The sequence below is a fragment of the Vogesella mureinivorans genome (assembly GCF_007644035.1).
Lineage (GTDB): Bacteria > Pseudomonadota > Gammaproteobacteria > Burkholderiales > Chromobacteriaceae > Vogesella > Vogesella mureinivorans.
Window position 1 is genome coordinate 329,115 of the sequence record NZ_VMTV02000577.1, and the last position, 22,313, is coordinate 351,427.

General features: G+C 61.8%; 25 protein-coding genes and 1 tRNA gene. 14 read left to right on the top strand and 12 right to left on the bottom strand.

The window, feature by feature from the left end:
- Positions 1–13 precede the first annotated feature (13 nt).
- From gshB to FLQ44_RS16235, 3 genes are read left to right on the top strand one after another with little or no spacing between them, the layout of a single operon-like run.
- Positions 14–967, top strand: coding sequence for a glutathione synthase (gshB, locus tag FLQ44_RS16225; RefSeq protein WP_147695235.1), 954 nt, complete (start codon positions 14–16; stop codon positions 965–967).
- A complete protein-coding gene (locus FLQ44_RS16230; RefSeq protein WP_147695236.1) occupies positions 967–2,025 on the top strand; it encodes an FAD:protein FMN transferase in 1,059 nt (352 codons plus the stop codon). The genes gshB and FLQ44_RS16230 overlap by 1 nt, the downstream gene beginning before the upstream one ends.
- Positions 2,026–2,027: 2 nt before the next feature.
- Entirely contained in the window at positions 2,028–2,411 is a 384-nt protein-coding gene (locus tag FLQ44_RS16235) for a diacylglycerol kinase (RefSeq protein WP_147695237.1), read from the top strand.
- Positions 2,412–2,477: 66 nt separating this feature from the next.
- Here the strand turns inward: FLQ44_RS16235 and FLQ44_RS24635 are convergent, their stop codons facing one another.
- The 6 genes from FLQ44_RS24635 to FLQ44_RS16265 form a co-directional block, all read right to left on the bottom strand.
- On the bottom strand, positions 2,478–3,824 hold the full coding sequence (locus tag FLQ44_RS24635) for a methyl-accepting chemotaxis protein (protein ID WP_147695238.1): 1,347 nt from the start codon (positions 3,822–3,824) through the stop codon (positions 2,478–2,480).
- A gap of 128 nt (positions 3,825–3,952) precedes the next feature.
- Positions 3,953–4,327: a hypothetical protein gene (locus FLQ44_RS16245; protein ID WP_147695239.1), complete on the bottom strand. Its 375-nt coding sequence runs from the start codon at positions 4,325–4,327 to the stop codon at positions 3,953–3,955.
- A 279-nt stretch (positions 4,328–4,606) separates the two neighbouring features.
- Positions 4,607–6,901 carry a type I DNA topoisomerase gene (gene topA, locus FLQ44_RS16250; RefSeq protein WP_147695240.1) on the bottom strand — a complete coding sequence of 765 codons (2,295 nt, stop codon included), beginning with the start codon at positions 6,899–6,901 and terminating at the stop codon, positions 4,607–4,609.
- Positions 6,902–7,035: 134 nt separating this feature from the next.
- Entirely contained in the window at positions 7,036–7,494 is a 459-nt protein-coding gene (locus FLQ44_RS16255) for a Smg family protein (protein ID WP_147686669.1), read from the bottom strand.
- Positions 7,495–7,524: 30 nt separating this feature from the next.
- Positions 7,525–8,616 (bottom strand): DNA-processing protein DprA, encoded by a 1,092-nt coding sequence (gene dprA / locus FLQ44_RS16260; protein ID WP_147695241.1) that lies wholly within the window; start codon positions 8,614–8,616, stop codon positions 7,525–7,527.
- The gene (locus tag FLQ44_RS16265; protein ID WP_147695242.1) at positions 8,613–9,626 is read right to left on the bottom strand and encodes a LysM peptidoglycan-binding domain-containing protein; all 1,014 of its coding nucleotides are present in this window, start codon (positions 9,624–9,626) and stop codon (positions 8,613–8,615) included. The genes dprA and FLQ44_RS16265 overlap by 4 nt, the downstream gene beginning before the upstream one ends.
- A 107-nt stretch (positions 9,627–9,733) precedes the next feature.
- Between FLQ44_RS16265 and def the strand changes: the two genes are divergently transcribed.
- The 8 genes from def to FLQ44_RS16305 all read left to right on the top strand — a co-directional run bounded on the left by def (position 9,734) and on the right by FLQ44_RS16305 (position 18,276).
- Positions 9,734–10,237 (top strand): peptide deformylase, encoded by a 504-nt coding sequence (gene def, locus FLQ44_RS16270; protein WP_147695243.1) that lies wholly within the window; start codon positions 9,734–9,736, stop codon positions 10,235–10,237.
- A gap of 100 nt (positions 10,238–10,337) precedes the next feature.
- Positions 10,338–11,258, top strand: a complete 921-nt coding sequence (gene fmt / locus FLQ44_RS16275; protein ID WP_147695244.1) for a methionyl-tRNA formyltransferase — start codon at positions 10,338–10,340, stop codon at positions 11,256–11,258.
- Between the two features lie 54 nt (positions 11,259–11,312).
- Positions 11,313–12,170, top strand: coding sequence for a zinc metalloprotease HtpX (gene htpX, locus FLQ44_RS16280; protein WP_147695245.1), 858 nt, complete (start codon positions 11,313–11,315; stop codon positions 12,168–12,170).
- A gap of 85 nt (positions 12,171–12,255) precedes the next feature.
- On the top strand, positions 12,256–13,506 hold the full coding sequence (gene rsmB / locus FLQ44_RS16285; protein ID WP_147695246.1) for a 16S rRNA (cytosine(967)-C(5))-methyltransferase RsmB: 1,251 nt from the start codon (positions 12,256–12,258) through the stop codon (positions 13,504–13,506).
- 22 nt (positions 13,507–13,528) lie between these two features.
- Positions 13,529–14,074, top strand: coding sequence for a DUF4390 domain-containing protein (locus tag FLQ44_RS16290; RefSeq protein ID WP_240801305.1), 546 nt, complete (start codon positions 13,529–13,531; stop codon positions 14,072–14,074).
- A complete protein-coding gene (locus FLQ44_RS16295; RefSeq protein ID WP_147695248.1) occupies positions 14,074–16,185 on the top strand; it encodes a sensor histidine kinase in 2,112 nt (703 codons plus the stop codon). Before FLQ44_RS16290 ends, FLQ44_RS16295 begins: the two co-directional genes overlap by 1 nt.
- Entirely contained in the window at positions 16,185–17,453 is a 1,269-nt protein-coding gene (locus FLQ44_RS16300) for a sigma-54-dependent transcriptional regulator (protein WP_017507290.1), read from the top strand. Before FLQ44_RS16295 ends, FLQ44_RS16300 begins: the two co-directional genes overlap by 1 nt.
- A gap of 61 nt (positions 17,454–17,514) precedes the next feature.
- Positions 17,515–18,276 (top strand): HesA/MoeB/ThiF family protein, encoded by a 762-nt coding sequence (locus FLQ44_RS16305; RefSeq protein ID WP_147695249.1) that lies wholly within the window; start codon positions 17,515–17,517, stop codon positions 18,274–18,276.
- Between the two features lie 59 nt (positions 18,277–18,335).
- On the opposite strand, the gene FLQ44_RS16310 is transcribed toward FLQ44_RS16305, so the two are convergent.
- From FLQ44_RS16310 to FLQ44_RS16330, 5 genes are read right to left on the bottom strand one after another with little or no spacing between them, the layout of a single operon-like run.
- Entirely contained in the window at positions 18,336–18,824 is a 489-nt protein-coding gene (locus FLQ44_RS16310; protein ID WP_147695250.1) for a TlpA family protein disulfide reductase, read from the bottom strand.
- A 46-nt stretch (positions 18,825–18,870) separates the two neighbouring features.
- A complete protein-coding gene (locus FLQ44_RS16315) occupies positions 18,871–19,281 on the bottom strand; it encodes an acyl-CoA thioesterase (RefSeq protein WP_147695251.1) in 411 nt (136 codons plus the stop codon).
- Positions 19,282–19,341: 60 nt separating this feature from the next.
- Positions 19,342–19,710: a VacJ gene (locus FLQ44_RS16320; protein WP_147686694.1), complete on the bottom strand. Its 369-nt coding sequence runs from the start codon at positions 19,708–19,710 to the stop codon at positions 19,342–19,344.
- A gap of 28 nt (positions 19,711–19,738) precedes the next feature.
- Positions 19,739–20,464 (bottom strand): energy transducer TonB, encoded by a 726-nt coding sequence (locus FLQ44_RS16325; RefSeq protein WP_170253000.1) that lies wholly within the window; start codon positions 20,462–20,464, stop codon positions 19,739–19,741.
- A gap of 40 nt (positions 20,465–20,504) precedes the next feature.
- A complete protein-coding gene (locus FLQ44_RS16330) occupies positions 20,505–20,969 on the bottom strand; it encodes a Dps family protein (RefSeq protein WP_017507284.1) in 465 nt (154 codons plus the stop codon).
- 65 nt (positions 20,970–21,034) lie between these two features.
- Between FLQ44_RS16330 and FLQ44_RS16335 the strand changes: the two genes are divergently transcribed.
- A complete protein-coding gene (locus FLQ44_RS16335) occupies positions 21,035–21,331 on the top strand; it encodes a DUF167 domain-containing protein (protein WP_147695253.1) in 297 nt (98 codons plus the stop codon).
- Here the strand turns inward: FLQ44_RS16335 and FLQ44_RS16340 are convergent.
- Positions 21,328–21,789, bottom strand: a complete 462-nt coding sequence (locus FLQ44_RS16340; protein WP_147686703.1) for an FxsA family protein — start codon at positions 21,787–21,789, stop codon at positions 21,328–21,330. The genes FLQ44_RS16335 and FLQ44_RS16340 overlap by 4 nt on opposite strands.
- A 15-nt stretch (positions 21,790–21,804) precedes the next feature.
- On the opposite strand from FLQ44_RS16340, the gene cutA reads away from it, so the two are divergent.
- Both cutA and FLQ44_RS16350 read left to right on the top strand, forming a co-directional pair.
- The gene (cutA, locus tag FLQ44_RS16345; protein ID WP_147695254.1) at positions 21,805–22,125 is read left to right on the top strand and encodes a divalent-cation tolerance protein CutA; all 321 of its coding nucleotides are present in this window, start codon (positions 21,805–21,807) and stop codon (positions 22,123–22,125) included.
- A gap of 112 nt (positions 22,126–22,237) precedes the next feature.
- Positions 22,238–22,313, top strand: a tRNA-Lys gene (locus FLQ44_RS16350).

Below are 22,313 nucleotides of genomic sequence, written 5' to 3' on the forward strand. Positions count from 1 at the left end.
TGAGAGCAAAGCTATGCAGATACTGTTTATTGCCGACCCGCTGGAAAGCTTCAAGATCCACAAGGACACCACCTACGCCATGATGGAAGAGGCGCATGCGCGCAATCACGCCATCTGGTTTTGCGAGGCAGGCGAGCTGTATGTCGAGGGCGGCCGCATTCTGACCGAAGCCCGCCCGGTAACGTTTACCGGCCTGGGTGGCAAGGAGTGGTTCAAGAAAGGCAACAGCCAGCGCATGCCATTGCAGGGGTTTACGGCGGTGGTGATGCGTAAAGACCCGCCGTTTGACCTGGAATACCTGTACGCCACCCAGCTCTTGACGCTGGCCGAGGCAGAAGGCGCCCGCGTCTTCAATAAGGGCCAGGCGCTGCGTGACTTTAACGAAAAACTGGCAATCCTGAATTTCCCCGAGCAAACCGCGCCCACCATGGTGACCTCGCGCCCGGACCGGCTGAAACGCTTTGTGCGCCAGCATCAGGACGCCATTCTCAAACCGTTGGACGGCATGGGTGGCAGCGGTATTTTCCGCGTGACGCCAGACGACCCGAACCTGAACGTGATCATTGAAACCGTAAGCCAGCACGGTACACAAACCGTGATGGCGCAGCGTTACATTCCGGAAATCCGCGAAGGCGACAAGCGCGTACTGGTGATTGACGGCGTACCGGTGGACTACTGCCTGGCGCGTATTCCGCAGGGGGGCGAAACCCGTGGCAACCTGGCAGCCGGTGGCCGTGGCGAAGCCCGCCCACTGACCGAGCGCGACCGGGAAATCGTCGCAGCGCTGGCACCCGAGCTCAAGCGGCGCGGTATTTTGCTGGCGGGCCTGGACGTGATTGGCAACTATCTTACCGAGGTAAATGTCACCAGCCCGACATGCTTCCGCGAGATCATGGATCAGGCGGGCATTAACGTGGCAGCGTTGTTTATCGATGCGCTGGAGCGTGCCTCCGGCCACGTGGCCTGATGCGCCACGGGTGTTGGCGATGGGCGGCTACGGCCGCCTTTGTCGTTTCTGCGCTGGCTGGCTGCAGCCCGCAGCCGGAAGCCTGGCAGCAGGAAAGCTTTGTGTTTGGCACCCGCGTGGTGCTGACTGTTTACGATGCCGACCACACCAAGGCACAAGCGGCCATGGCGCAGGTGCTAGGCGATCTGGACCAGCTGCACCAGCGCCTGCACGCCTGGCAGGCGGCGGGGGAGGTGCATGCGGCCAACCAGGCCATCGCCGCCGGCGAGCCGTTCAAGGCATCGCCCGAGCTAGACGAGCTGATTACGCTAGGCCAGCAGCTGGAACAACAAAGCGGGCAGCTGTTCTCGCCCGCCATTGGCGCCATGGTGGCTGCCTGGGGCTTTCATGCCGACCAGTACGCTGCCCGTCTGCCAGCGGCGCAGGTGTTGTCTGATCTGGCTAGCGCACGGCCACGCATGGCAGACCTGCTGCGCCAGCCGGATGGCCGCTGGCTCAGCCGTAACCCGGCAGTACAGCTGGACTTTGGCGGCATGGCCAAAGGCTGGGCGCTGGACCGTAGCCGGGCCATGCTGCTTAAGGCTGGCATCAGCTCGGCATTGTTAAATATCGGCGGTAACATCATTGCGCTGGGGAGCAAGCCCGGTGGCGAGCCGTGGCGGGTAGGCTTGCGCCACCCGCGCCAGGCAGATGCCATGGCCACGCTGGCACTGGCCGACGGCGAGGCGGTGGGTACCTCGGGCGACTACCAGCGCTTTTTCCAGCTGCAGGGCAGGCGCTATTGCCACCTGATCGACCCGCGCGATGCGCAAAGCCGCTGCCAAGTACAATCCGTGTCCGTATTAAGCCGCGCGGGGCCGCATGCTGGTTTGCTGTCCGATGTGGCCTCCAAACCGCTGTATTTTGCAGGCCCGGCGGCTGCGGCAGGCTACGCCAGCCGTTTTGGTCTGGCAGGCTGGCTGTTAATCGATTCACGCGGCGAAGCCTGGCTGCCGCAGGCTTTTGATAAGCGGCTGCAGTGGCCGCTGCAACCTACCCGTATTCATCACACAGGATGATCATGAGTCCGCACCAGGAAAGCCCGTTCAAGGGAAAAACCGGCGTAAAACGCCTGATCAATGCTTTTGGCTACTCGCTGGACGGTTTGCGTGCCGCCTACCGGCACGAAGATGCTTTCCGGCAGCTGACCTTGCTGGCCATCGTGCTGATTCCACTGGCCTTGTTTGTGGTGCCGGCCACGCCGCTGGCGCGCGCACTGCTGGTGGCCAGCTCGCTGGCAACGCTGATTATCGAGCTATTCAATTCGGCAATTGAAGCGGCGGTGGATCACACCTCGCTGGAGCGCCACCCGCTAGCCAAGCGCGCCAAGGATATGGGCAGCGCTGCCCAGCTGCTGGGCCTGGTGAACCTGGCGCTGGTTTGGGGCCTGGTGCTGTTTGGCTAGCCACAATACCTCTCGCTGCGGAGCGAGCTTGTGCCTTCAGGCTGCATGACCGGGCTGGGCAAATGCTTAGACCGTGTTGGTGGCGGGCACCTCGCTGGTCAGTGTGCCGATGGATAGCTCGGCAATATGGCTGGTGGCTTGCTGGGTACGCTCGGCCAGTTTGCGTACCTCGTCTGCTACTACGGCAAAGCCGCGCCCGGCTTCGCCCACGCGGGCGGCCTCGATGGCAGCGTTCAGTGCCAGCAGGTTGGTTTGCTCGGATATCTCGCGGATGATGCCGACCAGGCTGGCGACTTTCTGGTAGTTCTCGGTCATGCGCCGCTGGTGTGTCAGCTCGCGTTGCCTGAGCTGTTCCTGGGTTTTGCTGGCGTCGATATCGGTCAGTGCGCCCACCACGCGCAGCGGCGTGCCGTCTGCCGCGCGCCTGGTCTGGCCTTTGGCGCGAAACCAGCGGTATTCCCCGCTTTTCAGCATCAGCCGATAGGTGATGTCATAAGGTGTGTGGCCGCTGCGGTCGATCAGATGGGCCTTGAACGCGGTGACGACGCGGTCGCGGTCTTCCGGGTGCAGGCGGGAGGCCCAGCTGTCCAGCACATTGGGGAAGTCGTTTTCATCCTGGTAGCCCAGCAGGTAGCGAAACTGGTTTGACCACCAGAAAGGGTTGGCCGCATTGACCGGGTCGCCGGCAATGACTTCCATGTCCCACAGCCCGTCAGACAGCATTTCGGTTGCCAGCTCAAACCGTGTGAGCGTGGTGTGCAGCGCCTGTTGCTGATCGCGCATGGCCTGAATGTCGGTGAGCGCGCCTGCTACGCGTAGTGGTTTGCCTTGCGCATCGCGCTTGGTTTCACCGCGGGCGCGAAACCAGCGATAGTTGCCGTTTTTCAGCTTCAGTCGGTAGGTTATGTCGTAGGGGGTAGCACCACTGTGGTCGTTCAGATGGCGGCTGAAGGCGCCCAGGGTACGCTCTTTGTCCTCCGGGTGCAGGCGTGAGGACCAGCTACCCAGCGTATTGGGGAATTCGTTTTCCGAGTCAAAGCCCAGCAAATGCCGGAAGGCCGGTGACCACCAGAACGGGTAGTGCTCGTGAATGGGCTGCGCGGGGTTGATTTCCATATCCCACAGCCCATCTGCCGTAGCGCGTTGCATCAGCTCCAGCCGGTCGGCCAGGTTTTGCCGGTCGGTCAGGCTGCGGGCTTTTTCTGCGGCGGCGTCTTGTTGTGCTTCGCTCAGGGCCTGCTCAAGCTGCTGCAAGGCTTCCATTTTGGCTTGCAGCATGGACAGTACGCTGATGATGCGCTCTTTGCTGTCGGCCAGGCCTGTTGGCGGCGGGTGGCCCACGGTGCTTTCTACCGCAGAGATAAAGGCATCCAGCCGCTGCCGGCTGCCCTTGCTGAATTCCAGTCCGAACATGGCGCTCTCCTGTGTAATGTGGCACTGCTGCCGTGTGGGCATGCAGGCTTCATTATGAGAAGACACTATGCATATCTTTAAAACGCTGACTAATGGTGCTGCTGAATGTGGCCGCTGGCCACCGAGGTTCAGCTATCGGGGCGTTGCCGGTATAGCAGCCCGGGCACCACCCGGATCATGCCATTTTCGAAAGGCACCTCGCCCTCGCTACCGACCAGCTCCCACGTGGTGTCGTGTGCTCGCAGTACGCGGTAAACCGGGGTGCCGGCCTGGTACCACAGCAGCTGCTGGCCCTGAAAGTAATCCAGCGGCAGCAGCGGGCGCTCGTCCTGCACAAACATGGCCAGCGTCTCTGGCGCCTGTGCGGTGATCTGCTCGCGGTCGGCCAGCCAGATGCCGATCATCATGACCAGAAACGACAGCGCCAGCAGTGGCCAGGCGCCCCCCATGGCAAATACTGCGGTCAGCACGCTGCTGCCGCTAAGGAAAAATTGGCTGTTCATGCTGAGTGTCCGCGTAGCACCCTGCTAGAGGGGGATGGTTGCCATGTCATGCAGCGCAGTGGGGCGATGCATGGCCCGGTGGGGCTGTCCGTCTGGCAAACGCGGGGGGTGTTTGCGTGGCCATGCTGGCCACAGGCGGGCGGCTAAGGTTGAAGCTTAGTGGCTTTTTTGCATGATTTTTGCGTGAAATCAGCCAGCACATGATGAGTTTTGCGTGAACTGTGGGTGAACCAGACATAAAAAAGCCAGCCCGCAGGCTGGCTTGGGTGTAGCGGTGGATCAGGCTTCGGCCTTGCCTTCCGGCGGGGCGATCTGCTCGGCGTAGCCGCATTCTTTTTGCGGGCACACTTTTTCGGTACCACGACGCTTGGTGGTTTTCAGCGTCAGGATGGGCCAGTTGCATTTAGGGCAAGGCTCGGCAATCGGCGGGTTCCAGGTGGCGTACTTGCACTTGGGGTAGGTATTGCAGCTGTAGAACAGCTTGCCGTAGCGGCTCTTGCGCTCGATCAGGCTACCGGTCTTGCATTCCGGGCACTGTACGCCGGTGTCGCGTGGCTTTTCCAGTGGCTCGATATGCTTGCACTTGGGGTAGTTGGCGCAGCCGATGAACTTGCCGAAGCGGCCTTTCTTGATGTGCAGCTCGCCGCCGCAATCCGGGCAGGTACGGTCTTCGATCACGGTCGGGGCTTCGGCTTCTGCGGCTGCTTGCTCGGCGGTTTCACCCACGTTGCGGGTGTAGTCGCAGTCCGGGTAGCCGGTGCAGGCAATGAAGCGGCCGCGTTTGCCAAACTTGATCGACAGCGGTTTGCTGCATTTCGGGCAGGCTTCGTCCAGGCTTTCGGTGGTGACTTCTGCGCGCGAAATGCCTTCTTTTTCGGTGATCTGCTTGGAAAAACCCTTCCAGAAGCTATCCATCACCGGCACCCACTGGCGGCTGCCACTGGCGATTTCATCCAGCTGGTTTTCCAGCTTGGCGGTAAAGTTGTAGTCCACATACTGAGCAAAGTGCTCGGTCAGGAACTTGTTAACGATGTCGCCGGTATCGGTAGGGAAGAAGCGCTTTTTGTCGATGATGACGTATTCGCGGTCTTTCAGCGTGGAGATGATGCTGGCGTAGGTGGACGGGCGGCCGATGCCGAATTCTTCCAGCGCTTTAACCAGGCTGGCTTCCGAGAAGCGCGGTGGCGGCTGGGTAAAGTGCTGGTCGCCGTACAGTTTGTCTACCGGCAGGGTTTCGCCTTCGGTCAGTAGCGGCAGCTTGGCATTTTCTTCGTCTTCGGCGTCGTCGACGTCTTCTTCGTACACCGACAGGAAGCCGGCAAATACCTGTACCTGGCCGCTGGCGCGGAACACGCCATCACCTACGGCGATATCGATACTGGTGGTGTCAAAGCGTGCCGGTGCCATCTGGCAGGCCAGGGTGCGCTTCCATACCATGTCGTACAGCTTGAACTGGTCGGTGGTCAGGAACGGTTTCACCGATTCCGGCGTGCGCAGGATGGACGTCGGGCGGATGGCCTCGTGCGCTTCCTGGGCATTCTTGGACTTGTTCTTGTAGCTGACGGCGTTCTTGGGCAGGTGCTCGGCGTCGAAACGCTCGGCAATGTAGCCGCGGATTTCTTCTACCGCTTCATTGGCCAGTGCCACCGAGTCGGTACGCATATAGGTAATCAGGCCCACGGTGCCCTGGCCGATGTCGATACCTTCGTACAGCTGCTGCGCGGTACGCATGGTGCGGTCGGTGGTCATGCCCAGCTTGCGCACGCCTTCCTGCTGCAGGGTGGACGTGGTGAACGGCGCGGCGGGGCTGCGCGATTTCTTTTTCTTTTCGATGCTGGTGACGTTGGCCGCATGGCCAGCCAGCAGGCCCAGGATGCGGCTTTGTTCCGCTTCGTTGGGCACGTCGAATTGTTCCAGCTTTTTGCCGGCAAACTGGGTGAGCTTGGCGCTGAACTTGGTACGGCTCTTGTGGCTGTCCAGGTGGACGGTCCAGTACTCCTGCTCCACAAAGGCCTTGATCTCGTTCTCGCGTTCGCAGATCAGGCGCAGCGCCGGGCTTTGTACACGGCCGGCAGACAGGCCGCGGCGGATTTTCTTCCACAGCAGCGGCGACAGGTTGAAACCTACCAGGTAGTCCAGCGCGCGGCGTGCTTGCTGGGCGTCTACCAGGTCCTGCGCGATGGGGCGCGGGTTGGCGATGGCTTCCAGTACCGCGTTCTTGGTGATTTCGTGGAACACCACGCGCTGGGCGGTTTTGTCCTTCAACAGTTTTTTCTTGTTGAGGATTTCTACCAGGTGCCAGGAAATGGCTTCGCCTTCGCGGTCCGGATCCGTTGCTAGATAGACATGGTCTACCTTGCCCACGGCTTCGATGATGGCGTCCACGTGTTTGCTGTTGCGCGCAATCAGCTGGTACTTCATGGCGAAGTCTTTTTCCGGGTCCACAGCACCGTTTTTCGGTACCAGGTCGCGCACGTGGCCGTAGGAAGCCAGGACTTCAAAGTCCGGGCCCAGGTATTTTTTCAGCGTTTTCGCCTTGGAGGGCGATTCGACGATCAGGAGACTGGAGGGCATGTCTGCTTTGTTTTCAGTAGCACGCCATGGGGCGCGACATATTGTGTATTCATCAAACAAAACAAGAGCGCAAGGTTTTGCGCTCTTGTCGAATCCTGACACTGCGGCCAACCTTGATGGCGCGCAGTGTGTGCTTATTGCATGGTGGGTTCGCCGTGCAGGGCGCTGAGCAGGTCTTCACCTACCAGCACCGGCAGTTCTGCGCGTTGTGCCCACAGTACCATCAGTGCGGCCAGTTTGGCGGTTGGCAGGGTAATTTCGTCGTCCGGCATCACCAGCAGGCGGTCGATCAGCATTTCTCGCTGGGCCGGTGACAGGGCGCCGTTGTGTTCCAGAAACACGATCAGGCCGCGTACGTCGCTTGGCAGGCGCGAGATTTCGTATTCGTGAAAAACACGCATGCCACTGCCTTCATTGGCGCCCAGATAGGCACCTTCATTCAGCTCGTTCAGGCCGTCAAGCCAGTCCAGCGCGTCGCTGATTTCTTCATTTTCGAAACCTGCTGCGGCGAGCTGGCGCCCCAGATCATCACGGGCGGGGCAATGATCGGGGTCATTGAATTCTTCTAGCAAAAAGGCGAGAACGTCAAACATCTATAGGAATCAGTCACTTGTATGGGTTGGCTAGTGGGCGTCGGCACGGCGCTGGTAGCGCCCGCCTTGCATGCTGTCGACATGGCCCAGTAGTTCGAGCTCAAGAAGCATCGCGTAAACGTCCCCCGCCGTCAACCCGAGCCGGCTGGCAAGGGTGTCGGCGTCTACCGGGTCGTAGCCCATGGCCTGCAGAATATCGGGGCCTTGGGTGAGCTCTTGTTCTGCCGGTGCAGCGGTGTCGGGTAGCAGGGCTGACGGCTTGCCAATTTCGTCCAGTACGTCGTCTACCGTTTCCACCAGCCGCGCGCCGTCCTTGATCAGGCGGTGGCAGCCGCGGGCCTGCGGGTTCAGGATGGATCCGGGTATGGCCATGACTTCGCGCCCGGCTTCCAGCGACAGGCGGGCGGTGATCAGCGAGCCGCTTTGCAGGGTAGCCTCCACCACCAGGCAACCACGGCACAGGCCGGCAATGATGCGGTTGCGGCGCGGGAAATGTTGCGCCAGCGGGCCCATGCCCAGTGCAAATTCGGACAGGATCAGGCCCTGCTCGGCGATCTGGTGCGCCAGCTTGCGGTTACTGGCCGGGTACACGCGGTCTATGCCGGTGCCGATGATGGCAATGGTGCCGCCGCCCGCTGCCAGGGCGCCTTCGTGGGCGGCGGCGTCGATGCCGCCGGCCAGGCCGCTAACGATGGTGTAGCCCTGTGCGGCCAACCTTTTGGCAAAGGTACGCGCGTTATCTTCGCCCTGCGGGGTGGCGTTGCGGCTGCCCACGATAGCCAGCATGGGGGTGGCGAGCAGGGCACGTTGGCCGCGGGCAAACAGCAGCGGCGGGGCAGCGCCGGCTTCGGCCAGCTGGCAGGGGTAGTCCGGGTCGTTCAGGGTGAGCAGGCTACAGCCGGGCTGCTGTGCCCAGGCCAGGGCATCGGCGGCGCTCTGGCGGGCGATATCGCCGCCCAGCGCATCCAGCGCCTCGCCTTCCAGTACGCCGGCGAGCTGGCTACGGTTGGCCGCCAGTACGGCCGTGGCGCTGCCAAAGCGCTGCAGTAGCTGCAAAAAGCGCTGCGGGCCGATGCCGGGCGACAGCGCTAGGGTGGCCCAGTCTTGCAGGCTATCGCTCATTCGGGCAGGGCGACGCGGTCGCCCACGATGACTGGCTGGGTCGCATCGACTACCAGGGCGTAGGAGGCCTTGTTGAAGACGCGATAAACGATGAGTCGGCCAACTTGCTGGGTAGGCAGCATGGCGTGCTGCTTGGGGGCAATCTGCACACTACGCGGTGCGCGGTAGATGCCGAAGACGTGGCCGATTTCTACCCCGTCGCGCAGGCCGCGGTTGATCATGACATTATAATTCTGGCCGATTTCGTTCACGCCGTTGTAGGCGCTGACCACGCGGCCTTCCAGCGCCGCGGGTGCTTCGTGCGGGGCGTATTGCATCACGGTGAACTGGCTGGCCTTCATCAGGCGGTCGCCTACCAGCACTTCTTCGGCCACCTTGCCCACCTTCAGCGTGCTGATGGTGTCCAGCTTGCTTACGGTCAGCTCGCCGCCATAGGTAACTTCATGGCCCAGCACTTCTTTGGTATCCGGGTCGGTAATGGTACGGCCCAGGCGGTAGGCTTGCCAGGTGCCGCCGGCATCCAGGCCCTGGCCATAGGCCACGTCGGTGGTAGACAGGATCACCCGGTTGTCCTGGCCGGCAATGATGCGCGGCGCGCTATCGTAGCTGGACAGGTCGTCCAGCAGCAGCGGGCGTTTCAGGAAGGGCTCGATCATGCGGGCCGGGATGGTGCTGATGGCGGCATCCAGCTGCTGGCTGCGAATCTGTGGTGACAGCTTTACCACACGGCTACCCTCGCGGCGCAGAACCGGTTCGCCGTTTATCATGTCCAATACCAGTGTTTCACCGGGGTAGATCAGGTGCGGGTTTTTCACCTCGTCGCGGTTCAGGCGCCACAGCTGTGGCCACTTCCAGGGAGACTTCAGGTAGCGGGCCGAAATATCCCACAGGGTATCGCCCTTTTTGACCACGTAGCGTTGCGGTGCGCCCTCGCGTAACGCCAGTGTGTCGGCGTAAGCCGGCGCAGACAGGCCAAGGGCGAGGAGTAGCGATATAATAGGTTTAAACATCAGAAAGTGACCCCATTTGACCGGCACTTGAGAAAAAGGCTAACCGGATGCTGGCAACATTATCGTTCTGGCTGCCGCCATCCCACAACTGGAAATCTGTTTGAATCATGGCACTGCTTAACATCCTGCACTACCCGGACCCGCGCCTGCACAAGGTAGCCGCCCCGGTCACCCTCTTCGACGCGGCGCTGCAAAAGCAGGTCGACGATATGTTTGAAACCATGCACGAGGCCAAAGGCATTGGCCTGGCTGCCACGCAGGTGAACTACCACTACCGCCTGCTGGTGATCGATGTGTCGGAAGACAAAACCGAGCCACTGGTGGTGATCAACCCCGAATTTTTGCAAAAAGACGGCGAAACCGTGTACGAAGAAGGCTGCCTGTCGGTGCCTGGCGTGTACGACAAAGTGACCCGTGCCGAGCGTGTAAAGCTGCGCGCCCAAAACGCCAAGGGCGAGTTTTTCGAGCTGGAGGCCGACGGCCTGCTGGCCATCTGCCTGCAGCACGAGGTCGATCATCTGGACGGCAAGGTATTTGTGGAATACCTGTCCGAGATGAAGCAAAGCCGCATCAAGACCAAGATGAAAAAGCGCGAAAAACAAAACATGTAAGCTGCCGCAGCCTGCTGCTGCTGTAGTTAACCGGGGCACGCAAGCGTGCCCTTTGGCTTTTTAGCGATGGCCCAGGCCACGCAGCCAGGAAAGACACCCGATGAAACTGATATTTGCCGGTACGCCGGTCTTTGCTGCCCAGGCGCTACAGGCGCTGATTGACGCTGGCCACGAGATTCCTCTGGTGCTTACCCAGCCAGACCGCCCGGCCGGGCGCGGCATGAAACTCAAGCCCAGCCCGGTAAAAGAGCTGTCCTTGCAGCACGGCCTGCGCGTGGAGCAGCCGCTGACGCTGAAAACCCCCGAGGCGCAGGCACTGGTGGCCGACGTGAGCGCCGAGGTGATGGTGGTGGCAGCCTATGGCCTGCTGCTGCCCAAAGCCGTGCTGGACATGCCCGCCCGTGGCTGCCTGAATATCCACGCCTCGCTGCTGCCGCGCTGGCGCGGTGCGGCGCCTATCCAGCGCGCCATTCTGGCGGGCGACGCGGAAACCGGCATCACCATCATGCAGATGGATGTGGGCCTGGATACCGGCGACATGCTGTCGGTTCACCCGCTGCCGATCGCAGCAGACGACAGCGCCGCCAGCCTGCACGATAAGTTGGCCGCATTGGGGGCCGAGGCTATTGTGAGCACGCTGGCGGCACTGGGTGCCTGCCCAGCCGTTAAACAGCCGGAGGCCGGGGTCACCTACGCCGCCAAGCTCACCAAAGAAGAAGCCCGCGTAGACTGGCAGCTGCCCGCCGCCGACATCGCCTGCGCCATTCGCGCCTACAACCCGGCACCCGGCGCGCACACCCTGTTGGCTGGCGAGGCACTCAAGCTGTGGCACGCCCACGCCATCGATGGCCAGGCACCGGCAGGGCAGGTGGTGCGCGCCGATGCAGACGGCGTGGTCGTGGGCAGCGGCCACGGGCTTGTTGTATTAACGCAACTGCAGGCAGCCGGTGGCAAAAGGTTGGCCGCACGCGACTTTATTGCCGGCCGCCCGGCACTGGCAGGCGCTGTACTGGGTGCTTGAGTTGCCGGCCTGCCGCCCTCATAGTCAGTAAAGAACGCCTCAAAGGAGCAAGACATGGGCTTTAACTGGTTCAAGACCACGCTGTTGATGGCGGCCATCCTGGCGCTGTTCGTGGTGATAGGCGGCATGATGGGCGGCAAGACCGGCATGCTGATTGCCCTGCTGCTGGGTGGGGGCATGAACGTGTACGCCTACTGGAACTCCGACCAGATGGTGTTGCGTATGTACAACGCCCAGCAGGTGGATGCGCAATCCGCCCCCGAGCTGTACGGCATGGTGGCCGAGCTGGCGCAGCGCGCCAATATGCCCATGCCGCGTGTGTACGTGATTCACGAAGAGCAGCCCAACGCCTTTGCTACCGGGCGCAACCCCGAGCACGCCGCCGTGGCGGCCACCACCGGCATCATGCGCATGCTCGATTACCGCGAGCTGCGCGGCGTGATGGCGCACGAGCTGGCCCACGTGAAGCACCGCGACACGCTGATCTCTACCGTCAGCGCCACCATGGCCGGTGCCATTTCCGCGCTGGCCAACTTTGCCATGTTCTTTGGCGGCCGCGACGAGAGTGGCCGCCCGGTCAACCCCATCGCCGGCATCGCCGTGGCGCTGCTGGCGCCCCTGGCCGCCAGCCTGATCCAGATGGCCATTTCCCGGGCGCGCGAGTTTGAAGCAGACCGTGGCGGCGCCGAAATCAGTGGCGACCCGCTAGCGTTGGCCGCCGCCTTGCAGAAGATCGAGTACTACGCGCAGTACCGCACCATGCCCGCCGCCGAGGCGCACCCGGAAACCGCGCAGATGATGATCATCAACCCGCTATCCGGTGGCGGTGGCATCAGCAGCTTGTTCCGCACCCACCCGCACACCGAAGAACGCATCGCCCGCCTGCAGGAGATTGCCCGCGGCGGCGTGTGAAACGGTATCATTCGGCCTTAAATTTGATTTGCGGCCACCGCCCTAGCCGGGCGGTGGCCGGTTTTATTGGAAAGACCCAAACAGCATGCATCGTATTCAGGAACTGGCCGCGGGTTTGATCGCGCGTGTCGAAGAAGGCCGTACCCTCACCGAAGCACTGGCGGCCGCCCAGCGCAGTACCGAGCTCACCGCTGGCGAGCGCGGCGCGCTGCAGGACATCGGCTACGGCACCCTGCGCCACCTGGGCCAGCTGCGCTTTATCCTGCGCGAGCTGGTGCCCAAGCGCCTGCCTTCCGACGACATCGAACGCCTGCTGCTGGTAGCCCTCTACCAGCTGGCACATACCCGTGCCGCGCCTTACGCCGTGGTAGACCAGGCGGTGCGCTGCGCAGAAGACATCGCCATGGGCCGCCTGAAAGGCCTGGTCAACGGCACGCTGCGCAACTTCCTGCGCAATAAAGACAACCTGCTGGCCGACGCCGGCCGCGATAACGAAGCGCGCTACAACCACCCGCGCTGGTGGGTACAGCGCCTGCGTGCCGCCTACCCCACGCAGTGGGCCTCGGTGCTGGAAATGTCCAACCGCCGCCCGCCCATGACGCTGCGTGTGAATGCCGGCAAGCTCAGCGCCGAAGACTACGTGGCGCAGTTGGCCGCAAAAGACATCAAGGCCCGCATCATCAAAGGCCAGGCCGTGCTGCTGGACGTGCCGTGCAATGTGCGTGATCTGCCGGGCTTTGCCGAAGGCGTGGTGTCGGTGCAGGACTTTGGTGCGCAAAAGGCCGCCTTGCTGCTGGACGTCGCCGACGGCATGCGTGTGCTGGACGCCTGCGCGGCACCGGGTGGCAAGACCGGTCACATCCTGGAACTGGCCCAGGCCAAGCTGGTGGCGCTGGATGTGGACGCCGAGCGCCTGCAACGCGTGGAAGACAACCTGCAGCGCCTTGGGCTTTCCGCCACATTGAAAGCCGCCGATGCCGCCAAGCCGGAAACCTGGTGGGATGGCCAGCCGTTCGACCGCATCCTCGCTGACGTGCCGTGCTCAGCCAGCGGTGTGGTGCGCCGTCACCCGGATATCAAGTGGCTGCGCCGCCCGGACGACTTTGCCGCGCTGGGCAAACAACAGGCCGCCATGGTGGATGCACTGTGGCCAACGTTGGCCGCAGGCGGCAAGCTGCTGTACGCCACCTGCTCCATCATGCCGGAGGAAAACCGCCAGCAAGTCGACGCTTTCCTCAAGCGTCATGGCGATGCGAAACTGTTGAAAGACGAACAATTGCTGCCCACCTCGGAACATGACGGCTTCTACTACGCCCTGCTGGTTAAAAAGGTTTAGCCTAGCGCTAGGCATTTTTATTGTGTGCCTGCTGTCTGCGCTGCCTGCGCAGGCGGCAGAGGGCATTGTGGTACGCCGCCTGGCGGCCAATATCGAAGATGGCGCCCTCGAAATCTCCACCCGCTACCAGACCACGCTGCCGCCACCGCTGCAAGACGCATTGCAGCAGGGCGTGCCGCTGACTTTCCAGCTTACCTTCGAGCTTACCCGGCCACGAACCTCGGCCTGGTGGCTGCAAGTCAAGACCTTGTTCGAGCCCACCGCCACACTCAGTTTCAAGCTGGTCTACTACCGTTTGACTAACCGTTACCGGGTGGCCATTGGCGGTTTGGCAACGAACTACGGCTCCTTGAACGAGGCCTTGTCTGCCGTGGGCAGCATTGCCGGCTGGCGTGTGATGGATCTATCCAGCTGGAGCCGTGACAACCAGCGTGACCTGCGTGGCCGGGTACGGCTGGAGCTGGATATCGGCCAGCTGCCACGGCCATTTCAGCTCAATGCCCTGGGCTCGCGTGACTGGGCGCTTGAATCCGAATGGGTAACCGTTGCGCCCGAGGTAATGAACTGATGCGCTATCCGGTGATTGCGGCGGCACTGGGTGTCGTCATGCTCTACCTGCTGGCTATTTCTACCGGCAATACCTCCAAGCTGGCCGAGTACTACTGGTGGGTTTTCGGCCTGAATGTGCTGGGCCTGCTGGGCCTGCTCGGTGTGGTGCTACGCCAGCTGTTGCGGCTGCGCCGCCGGGTGAAAAGCCGCGAGTTCGGCGCCAAACTCACGCAAAAAATGGTGGTGATGTTTGCCGTGGTGGCCCTGCTGCCGGGCATGCTGGTGTTTACCGTCTCGGCGCAGTTCCTGACGCGTAGTATCGAAAGCTGGTTCAACGTACAAGTAGAAAGCGCGCTGGACCGCGGGCTGGAGCTGGGCAAAAACGCGCTGGGCTACGTGCTGACCGACGTGTCGCGCAAGGCGCGCGTGATTGCGCTGGACGTGGCCGACCAGAGCGAGCGCGAGCTCAACAGCCGGCTATCCCGCCTGCGCGAGCAGCTGGGCGTGGAAGAAGTGGCGGTGTACACCCGTCAGGGCCAGCTGGTGAGCTTTGCCGGCCCGGACGATACCCGCTACCTGCCACGCGCGCCTGATTACGAGCTGCTGCGCTCGCTGCAGGGGCGCAAGACGCACGAGAGCATCGACAACGACGCTCGCAGCGGCCTGCTGCTGAAAGTGCTGATGCCCTACCGCAGCTTCATCACAGGCGAGCAGCTGATCCTGCAGGTGATCCAGCCAGCGCCGGCCGATATCGCCCGCGACGCCGAGCTGATCGAGGAAGCTCGCACCGATTACCGCCAGCTGGTGCTGGCGCGGGATGGCCTAAAAACGTTTTACATGCTGACCCTGGCCCTGGTCTTTCTGCTGGCGCTGACCGCGGCGCTGGCCTTTGCGCTGTTTATTTCCGAGCGCCTGTCGGCACCGCTATCCGAGTTGGCCGCAGGCACCCGTGCTGTGGCGCAGGGCGATTATTCCAAGCGCCACCCGGTGTACCGCAAGGACGAGCTGGGCATTCTCACCACCATGTTCAACCGCATGACCCAGCAGCTGGACGAGGCACGGCATACTGCCGATGAAAGCCGCCGCCTGCTGGAATCCAGCAAACTTTATCTGGAAAGCATTCTGGCTAACCTGTCTGCCGGTGTGATGGCGTTTGACAGCAGCTGGAACCTGCGTGCGGCCAACACCAGTGCCGGGCGCATCCTGGGGGTGGATTTTGCCGAGCTGGCCGCGCACGAGATTCAGGTATGGCCGGCACTGCGCCCGGAGCTGTTGCCGCTGGTCGATACCATCCTGCGCGAAGCGGCCAACGTGAGCCCGCACGACTGGCAGCAGCAGGTGGATTACCTGGGGTCGCAGGGCAGCCGCCAGCTGGTTGCGCGGGGTGCGGTATTGCCAGAGCAGTCCGCTACCGGCTATGTTGTGGTGTTTGACGATATTACCGAGCTGGCGCGCGCCCAACGTGACGCCGCCTGGGGCGAGGTGGCCAAGCGGCTGGCGCATGAAATCCGCAACCCGCTCACACCGATACAGCTCTCTGCCGAACGTCTGGCCATGAAGCTGGCCGACAAGCTCGAAGGCAGCGACGCCGACATGCTGCGGCGTGCCACCGATACCATCGTCAAACAGGTAACGGCCTTGAAAGGCATGGTGGATGCATTCCGGGATTATGCCCGCGCCCCCAGGACAAAACTGGTGCCGCTGGACCTGAATGAGCTGGTGCGAGAGGTATTGATTCTCTACGAAAGCAACCCTGCCCTGAGAGTGGATTTGAGTCTGGAACCCTTGCCGTTTATGGGTGATGCGGCACTTTTGCGCCAGGTTTTGCATAACCTGCTGCAGAACGCGCAAGATGCAGTCCTTGACGCTAGCATCCCGATGATTCAAATTAGCAGCCGACTAGAAGGAAGGAACGCGCTCGTCTGTGTACAAGACAACGGCGCCGGGTTCAGTGCAGACATACTGCCACGTGCCTTTGAGCCTTACGTAACCAGTAAAGCAAAAGGGACCGGCCTGGGCCTTGCGGTGGTGAAAAAAATAGTGGAGGAACACCACGGCCAGATTTATCTGGCCAATGCAGACAGTGGCGGTGCGCGGATCCATCTCACCCTGCCATTGCTGGAGGCTTAATGCGAAGCAGCGATATTCTGATTGTTGATGACGAGATCGGTATCCGGGAGTTGCTCTCGGAAATCTTGCAGGACGAAGGCTTTACCGTCGCCCTGGCAGAAAATGCCGAAGTTGCCCGCCAATTGCGGAACCAGACACGCCCGGCCCTAGTGCTGCTGGATATCTGGATGCCCGATTGCGATGGCGTTACCTTGCTGAAGGAGTGGGCCAAATCCGGGCAGCTCAACATGCCGGTAGTCATGATGTCTGGCCATGCCAGCATCGACACCGCCGTTGAAGCCACCCGTATCGGTGCTTTCGATTTTCTCGAAAAGCCGATTGCATTACAGAAGCTGCTCACTACAGTGCAGCGCGCGCTGAAGTATGGCGACATGCAAGCCAATACCTCGCTGAACCTGGACAAACTGGGCAAGAGCGCACCTATCCACGAGCTGAAGCGCCAACTGGAGCGCGTTTCCAAGGTGAAGTCGCCGGTATTGCTCACCGGTGAAGCAGGGGTCGGTTTCGAGCTGGTAGCTAGGTTCTTCCACCACGGCAATACGCCGTGGGTGACGCCTGCCAAGCTGGAACAGCTGGCCGACGCGCCACTGGAGCTACTGCAAAAAGCCAATAACGGCGTGCTGTTCCTGCCGGAAATCGGCCAGTACAACCGTCGTACGCAGCAAGGCTTGCTGTTTTTGCTGTCCAAGCTGGACCGCTTCAATGTGCGCCTGGTCTGTTCCTGCAGCCGGCCATTGCAAGAGCTGCTGGTAGACCCGGAATGCGATAACCGCATGCTGACCGCGCTGTCCAGCGTGATTGTGCCGATTCCGCCGCTGCGCGAGCACGCAGAAGACATCACTTTCATTGCCGAGCAGATCCTGCACGAGCTGATCGAGTCCAAGCAGATGCCCACGCGCCGCCTGACCACGGCGGCACTGAATGCCATGCGCCAGTATGAGTGGCCGGGCAACCTGGAGCAGCTGCGCAGCATCATCAAGAGCCTGGGCCTGACCGCCGAGTCGGATGATATCGACGCAGCCGAAGTGAACAAGGTGCTGGCGCAGTTCCGCCACGAGAAACCGGTGGAAGAAACCGGCTTCGATTTCAGCCTGCCGCTGCGCGAGCTGCGCGAACAGCTGGAACGCCGCTACTTCGAGTACCACATCGTGCTGGAAAACGGCAATATGAGCCGCGTGGCGCAGAAGGTAGGCCTGGAGCGTACCCACCTGTACCGCAAGCTCAAACAGCTGGGCGTGAAATTCAGCCGTAAAGTGGCCGAAGAGTAAGCCTGCTTTCTTACTGCTCCTGCGGGAGCTACCCAGACGGCCGCGCAAGCGGCCGTTTTACATGATGACAAAAGAACTGAACGACAGCGCTTTGCTGCGCTACAGCCGCCATATCCTGCTGCCCGAAATCGATATAGAAGGCCAGCAGCGCCTGTTGGCCGCACGCGTGCTGGTGGTGGGGGCGGGGGGGCTGGGCGCGCCCGCGCTGCTGTACCTGGCCAGTGCCGGGGTGGGCCAGCTCACGCTGGTGGACGACGACAAGGTAGAGCTGACCAACCTGCAGCGCCAGGTCATTCACGACATGCACACGCTGGGGCAGCCCAAGGTGGCGTCGGCGGCGGCGCGGCTGGCGGCCATCAACCCCGACGTGCAGCTACGCTTGCTGAACGAGCGCCTGGCCGGCGAAAGGTTGGCCGCAGAGGTGGCCGCACACGACCTGGTGCTGGACTGCAGCGACAACTTTGCCACCCGCCACGCCATCAACCGCGCCTGTGTCGCCGCCCGCGTGCCCCTGGTGTCGGGTGCTGCCGTGCGCTTTAGCGGGCAGCTGGCGGTATACGATGTACGCGACGATGCCTCGCCGTGCTACCACTGCCTGTTTCCGGACGAGGGCGAAGCCAGCGACGGGCCGTGTGCTACTTTCGGCGTACTGGCGCCACTGGTAGGGGTGATTGGCAGCCTGCAGGCGGTAGAGGCGGTCAAGCTGCTGGCCGGCCGCCGCCCGGCGCTGGGGCAGCTCACGCTGTACGAGGCGCTGGAGGGGAGCTTTCGCCAGCTGAAAGTGCCGCGCGACCCGGATTGCCCGGTATGCGGCCAACGTTAGGCCGTAGATGAAAAAAGCCGCTTCGTCTGAAGCGGCTTTTTATTGGCTGTGGGCCGGTATCAGGCCTTCAGCTGCTGTTCGATCAGCTGGTGCAGCTCGGTGAAGTCCGGCTCGCCCACGTAGCGTTTCACGATATTGCCCTGCTTGTCGATGAGGATGCTGGTGGGGGTCAGCTGGATCTCGCCATACGCTTTGGCAATGCTGCCGTCCTTGTCCAGTGTGACAAAGAAAGGCAGTTTTTTATCGTTTACGTAGGCCTGCACGTAGTTCAGCGGGTCGTAGCTCATGGCTACAGCCACCATCTCGTAGCCTTGCTTGGCGTACTTCTGGTGGGTTTCCACCATTTTGGGCATTTCTGCCATGCAGCCGCTGCAGCTGGTGGCCCAGAAATTGACCAACACCACTTTGCCTTTCAGGCTATCGGTACTGGCCTGCTGGCCGGACAGGCTGGTATAGCTTACCGCGGGCGCAGCGTCGGTAAACGCGCAGCCGCTTAGCGTGGTGGTGGCGGCCAGCGCCAGGATCATCAGGGTGTGCTTGAGCTTCATGGTGCTAAATCCATCAGGTAAGGCCGCCTTGTGGCGGCCTGGCAGGTCAGGCTTGGTGTTGCAGGCCTTCCAGAAGTTCCCGCATTTTGCCTTCTATCGGCACGGCTTTGTTTTGCCGGCCATCAAAGGCCACAAAGGTCACGTCGGCTTCGGCCACCACGCGGTCGCTACCCTCCAGGCTCACGCGCTGGTGGATTACTGCGCTGCGGTTGCCTACCGACTTGACCGAGGTGGCAATGGCCAGCTCGTCGTTCATGGTGGCGGGGTGACGGTAATCGATATTGATGTTCACCACAATCAGGGCAATACCGGAGGCCAGGAAAGCTGGCAGGTCGGCGCGCTCTTCGAAATACGTCCAGCGAGCTTCTTCCAGAAACTCCAGATAGCGCGCGTTGTTCACGTGCTGGTACAGGTCCAGATGGTAGCCGCGAACCTTGATCTTGGTAATGTGCTGCATGTTTCCCCTCGTGTGGAAAGGTTGGCCGCAGCGCGGGCTGCGGCAGGGTGCCAGCCTGTTTTAGTTATGGTCCAGGTCTAGCGGGATAAACGCTTCGCGCTCTAGCGGGTTGTCTACCAGGTCGGTGAGCACGGAGTGGATTTCTACATCGAACCATTCGGTAAACAACGCCGGGGTGAGCTCGGGCCAGAAGGCATCATCATCGCACCAGTCAGCCAGCTCGGCGCCAAACAAGGTGCGGTAGTGCTGGCGGACAAAGTCTTCTGCACTCTCGTAATCGTCGGCGGCGGGAATCAGCAGGGCATTGCAGTCGGCGCGCAGCTGCGCCAGCTGCAGCTGGCCATCCAGGCTGCCGGGCAGGTTTTGCAGCCAGTCCAGAAACGGCTGACGTGGTTTGAGGATGGCGACGCTGCGGTTGACTTCGTACATGGTGTGTCCTTATTACAGTGGCGGGCGGCTAGCTGCCGTCCAGCCGGTGCGCGGTAGTAAACGACCATTTTCGCACGACTTCCAGCGATGAGTATTCTTGTGCAAGCCGGGCAGGGAAGGGCGGGTAGGGTGCGCCCAGGCGCACGATGTTGATGGCGGCCTGGTCCAGCAGCGGGCTGCCGGAGCTGCGGGCGATACGTACATTCATCAGCTCGCCGGTATCGCGCAGGGTCACTACCAGCTCCAGGCTGCCATACAGGCCGCGTGCACGCGCCTCGGCCGGGTAGTGGCGGTTGCCGATACGCTCTACGCGCCGGCGCCAGTCTTCCACATAGGCGGCCCAGCTTACGCCAACGGCGGCAGCGCCCAGGCGGGCTTGCTGGCGGTTATCGCGCACCGGTGTGGCGCGGTCTTGCTGGCTATCGGGCGCCGTGTTGGCCGCACGCAGGGTAGCTTGTGGTGTGGTGCGTGCCGGGTCGGCGGGGGGATGGTTGTCATTGGCCGGGTTGGTACCGCCCTGGCTGTCGTGCTGGGCCAGCAGGTCGGCGTGTGCCGGTTTAGCTGAAGGCGGGGTTTTCAGCACGGTCACCTGTAGGGTGCTGTGCGGCCAGACGGGGGGCGTTATCGGGGGAATCAGCCCGCCGGCACTGGCGAGCAAAAGCAGATGCAAGGCGAGCGATATCAGTATCGCTACCTTGAACAGCGACCTGTCTACCGCAGCGGGGACAGGGGTAAAAAGGCGAGGTGCGGGCATGGCGGACTCCTGCACGGAGTGTAGCATGCCCGCCCTGTGCTTAGCCCTCGAGCAGGCTGCGCAGCATCCAGGCTGTTTTCTCGTGTACCTGCAGGCGCTGGGTCAGCAGGTCGGCAGTGGGCTCATCCGCCGCGGCATCGGCCAGCGGGAACAGCGAACGTGCGGTGCGACAGACGGTTTCGTGGGCCTGGACCAGCTCGCGAATCATGTCTTGTGCCTTGGGCACGCCCTGGCTTTCGCTGATCGATGTCAGGCGGGCGTAATCACCATAGCTACCTGGTGCCACGTGGCCCAGGGCGCGGATGCGCTCGGCTACCTGGTCTACCGCCAGTGCCAGCTCGTTGTACTGGGTTTCAAACATCAGGTGCAGGGTCTGGAACATGGGGCCGGTAACGTTCCAGTGGAAGAAGTGGGTCTTCAGGTACAGCGTGTAGCTGTCGGCCAGCAGGCGTGACAGGCCTTCTGCGATGCGTGCGCGGTCTTGTTCGGAAATGCCGATATCCATGGTGATACTCCCGTGAAACGTGATGACAATACGTTTTACAATGCTTCTTTTTGTAAAGACGCCCAATGAAACCCTGGTTAACCGTTCAGCCCGAAGGCGTGCGCCTTACCTTGCACGTACAGCCTGGCGCACGCAAGAGCGAGATTGCCGGCGAGCATGGCGAGGCGCTGAAGATCAGGTTGGCCGCACCGCCGATAGAAGGCAAGGCCAATGCCGAGCTGGTGCGCTGGCTGGCCAGCTATCTGGGCCTGCCGCGCAAGTCGGTAGTGCTGCTGACTGGCGAGCGCAACCGGCACAAGATTGTGGCCATTGCCGGGCTGGATGCCGCTAGCGCGCTGGCGCGATTACTGCCGGATGCCTAGTGCAGGCGGCGATCGTTGGGTGTGCTGCGGTCTACGTGCTCGTATTCGCCTTCGATAATGTCACCGTTGGCCGCATTATCCGGCCCAGGCTGCTGGGCGCCGGGTTGGCGGAAGGCCTGGCTCATATCGATATCCGCCAGTTTCGGGCCTTTCCACGGCAGCATCAGCAGTAGTGCCAGCACGTCGCTTACCAGGCCGGGAATGGCCAGCAACAGGCCTGCCAGCATCACGCGCAGCGGCCACAGCAGCGAAAACAGCGACACCTTGCCTTCGCGCAGGGTGCCGGCCAGGGTGAGCAGCCCGCCCAGCTTGCTGTTGCGCATCAGGGCGCTACCCAGCAGGAAGGTGACAATGACCCAGGCTAGCGTCCAGCCGCCGCCGATATGGTCGGCCAGGCTGAAGAGCGAGTACATTTCCAGAAACGGGTACAACAGTAAAAGTATCAGTAATCCACGCATGAAACGGATATCCGCATGAAGGTGTTAATCGTAGTGTGCAATGTGCCGGGCGAGGCGCTGGCACAGCAAATGGCGGCGGTGCTGGTGGGCGAGGGCTTGGCCGCGTGTGTCAATATCCTGCCGGCCTGCCAGTCTGTCTACCGCTGGGAGGGGCGTATTGAAACCGCCAGTGAAGTCCCTTTGCTGATCAAGACCACTGCTAGCCAATATGAGGGGCTGCAGGCCAGAATCCAAGCACTTCACCCCTATGATGTACCAGAAATTGTAGCTGTGGCAGCAGAATGCGGTTTGCCGGCCTATCTGGGCTGGGTGCAGGCCAGTGTTTTGGGGGCATGATTTCGGCATTCCTGGTGGATAAAGGTTCCGGATTCAGCGGTTTTCAGGCTTTTTTACTGAAACTGCTTGACGTATGGGGCTTCGATAGGTATAGTCGCTTTCTCTCAAGGACGGGTCGTTAGCTCAGCTGGTAGAGCAGCGGACTTTTAATCCGTTGGTCGCAGGTTCGAATCCCGCACGGCCTACCA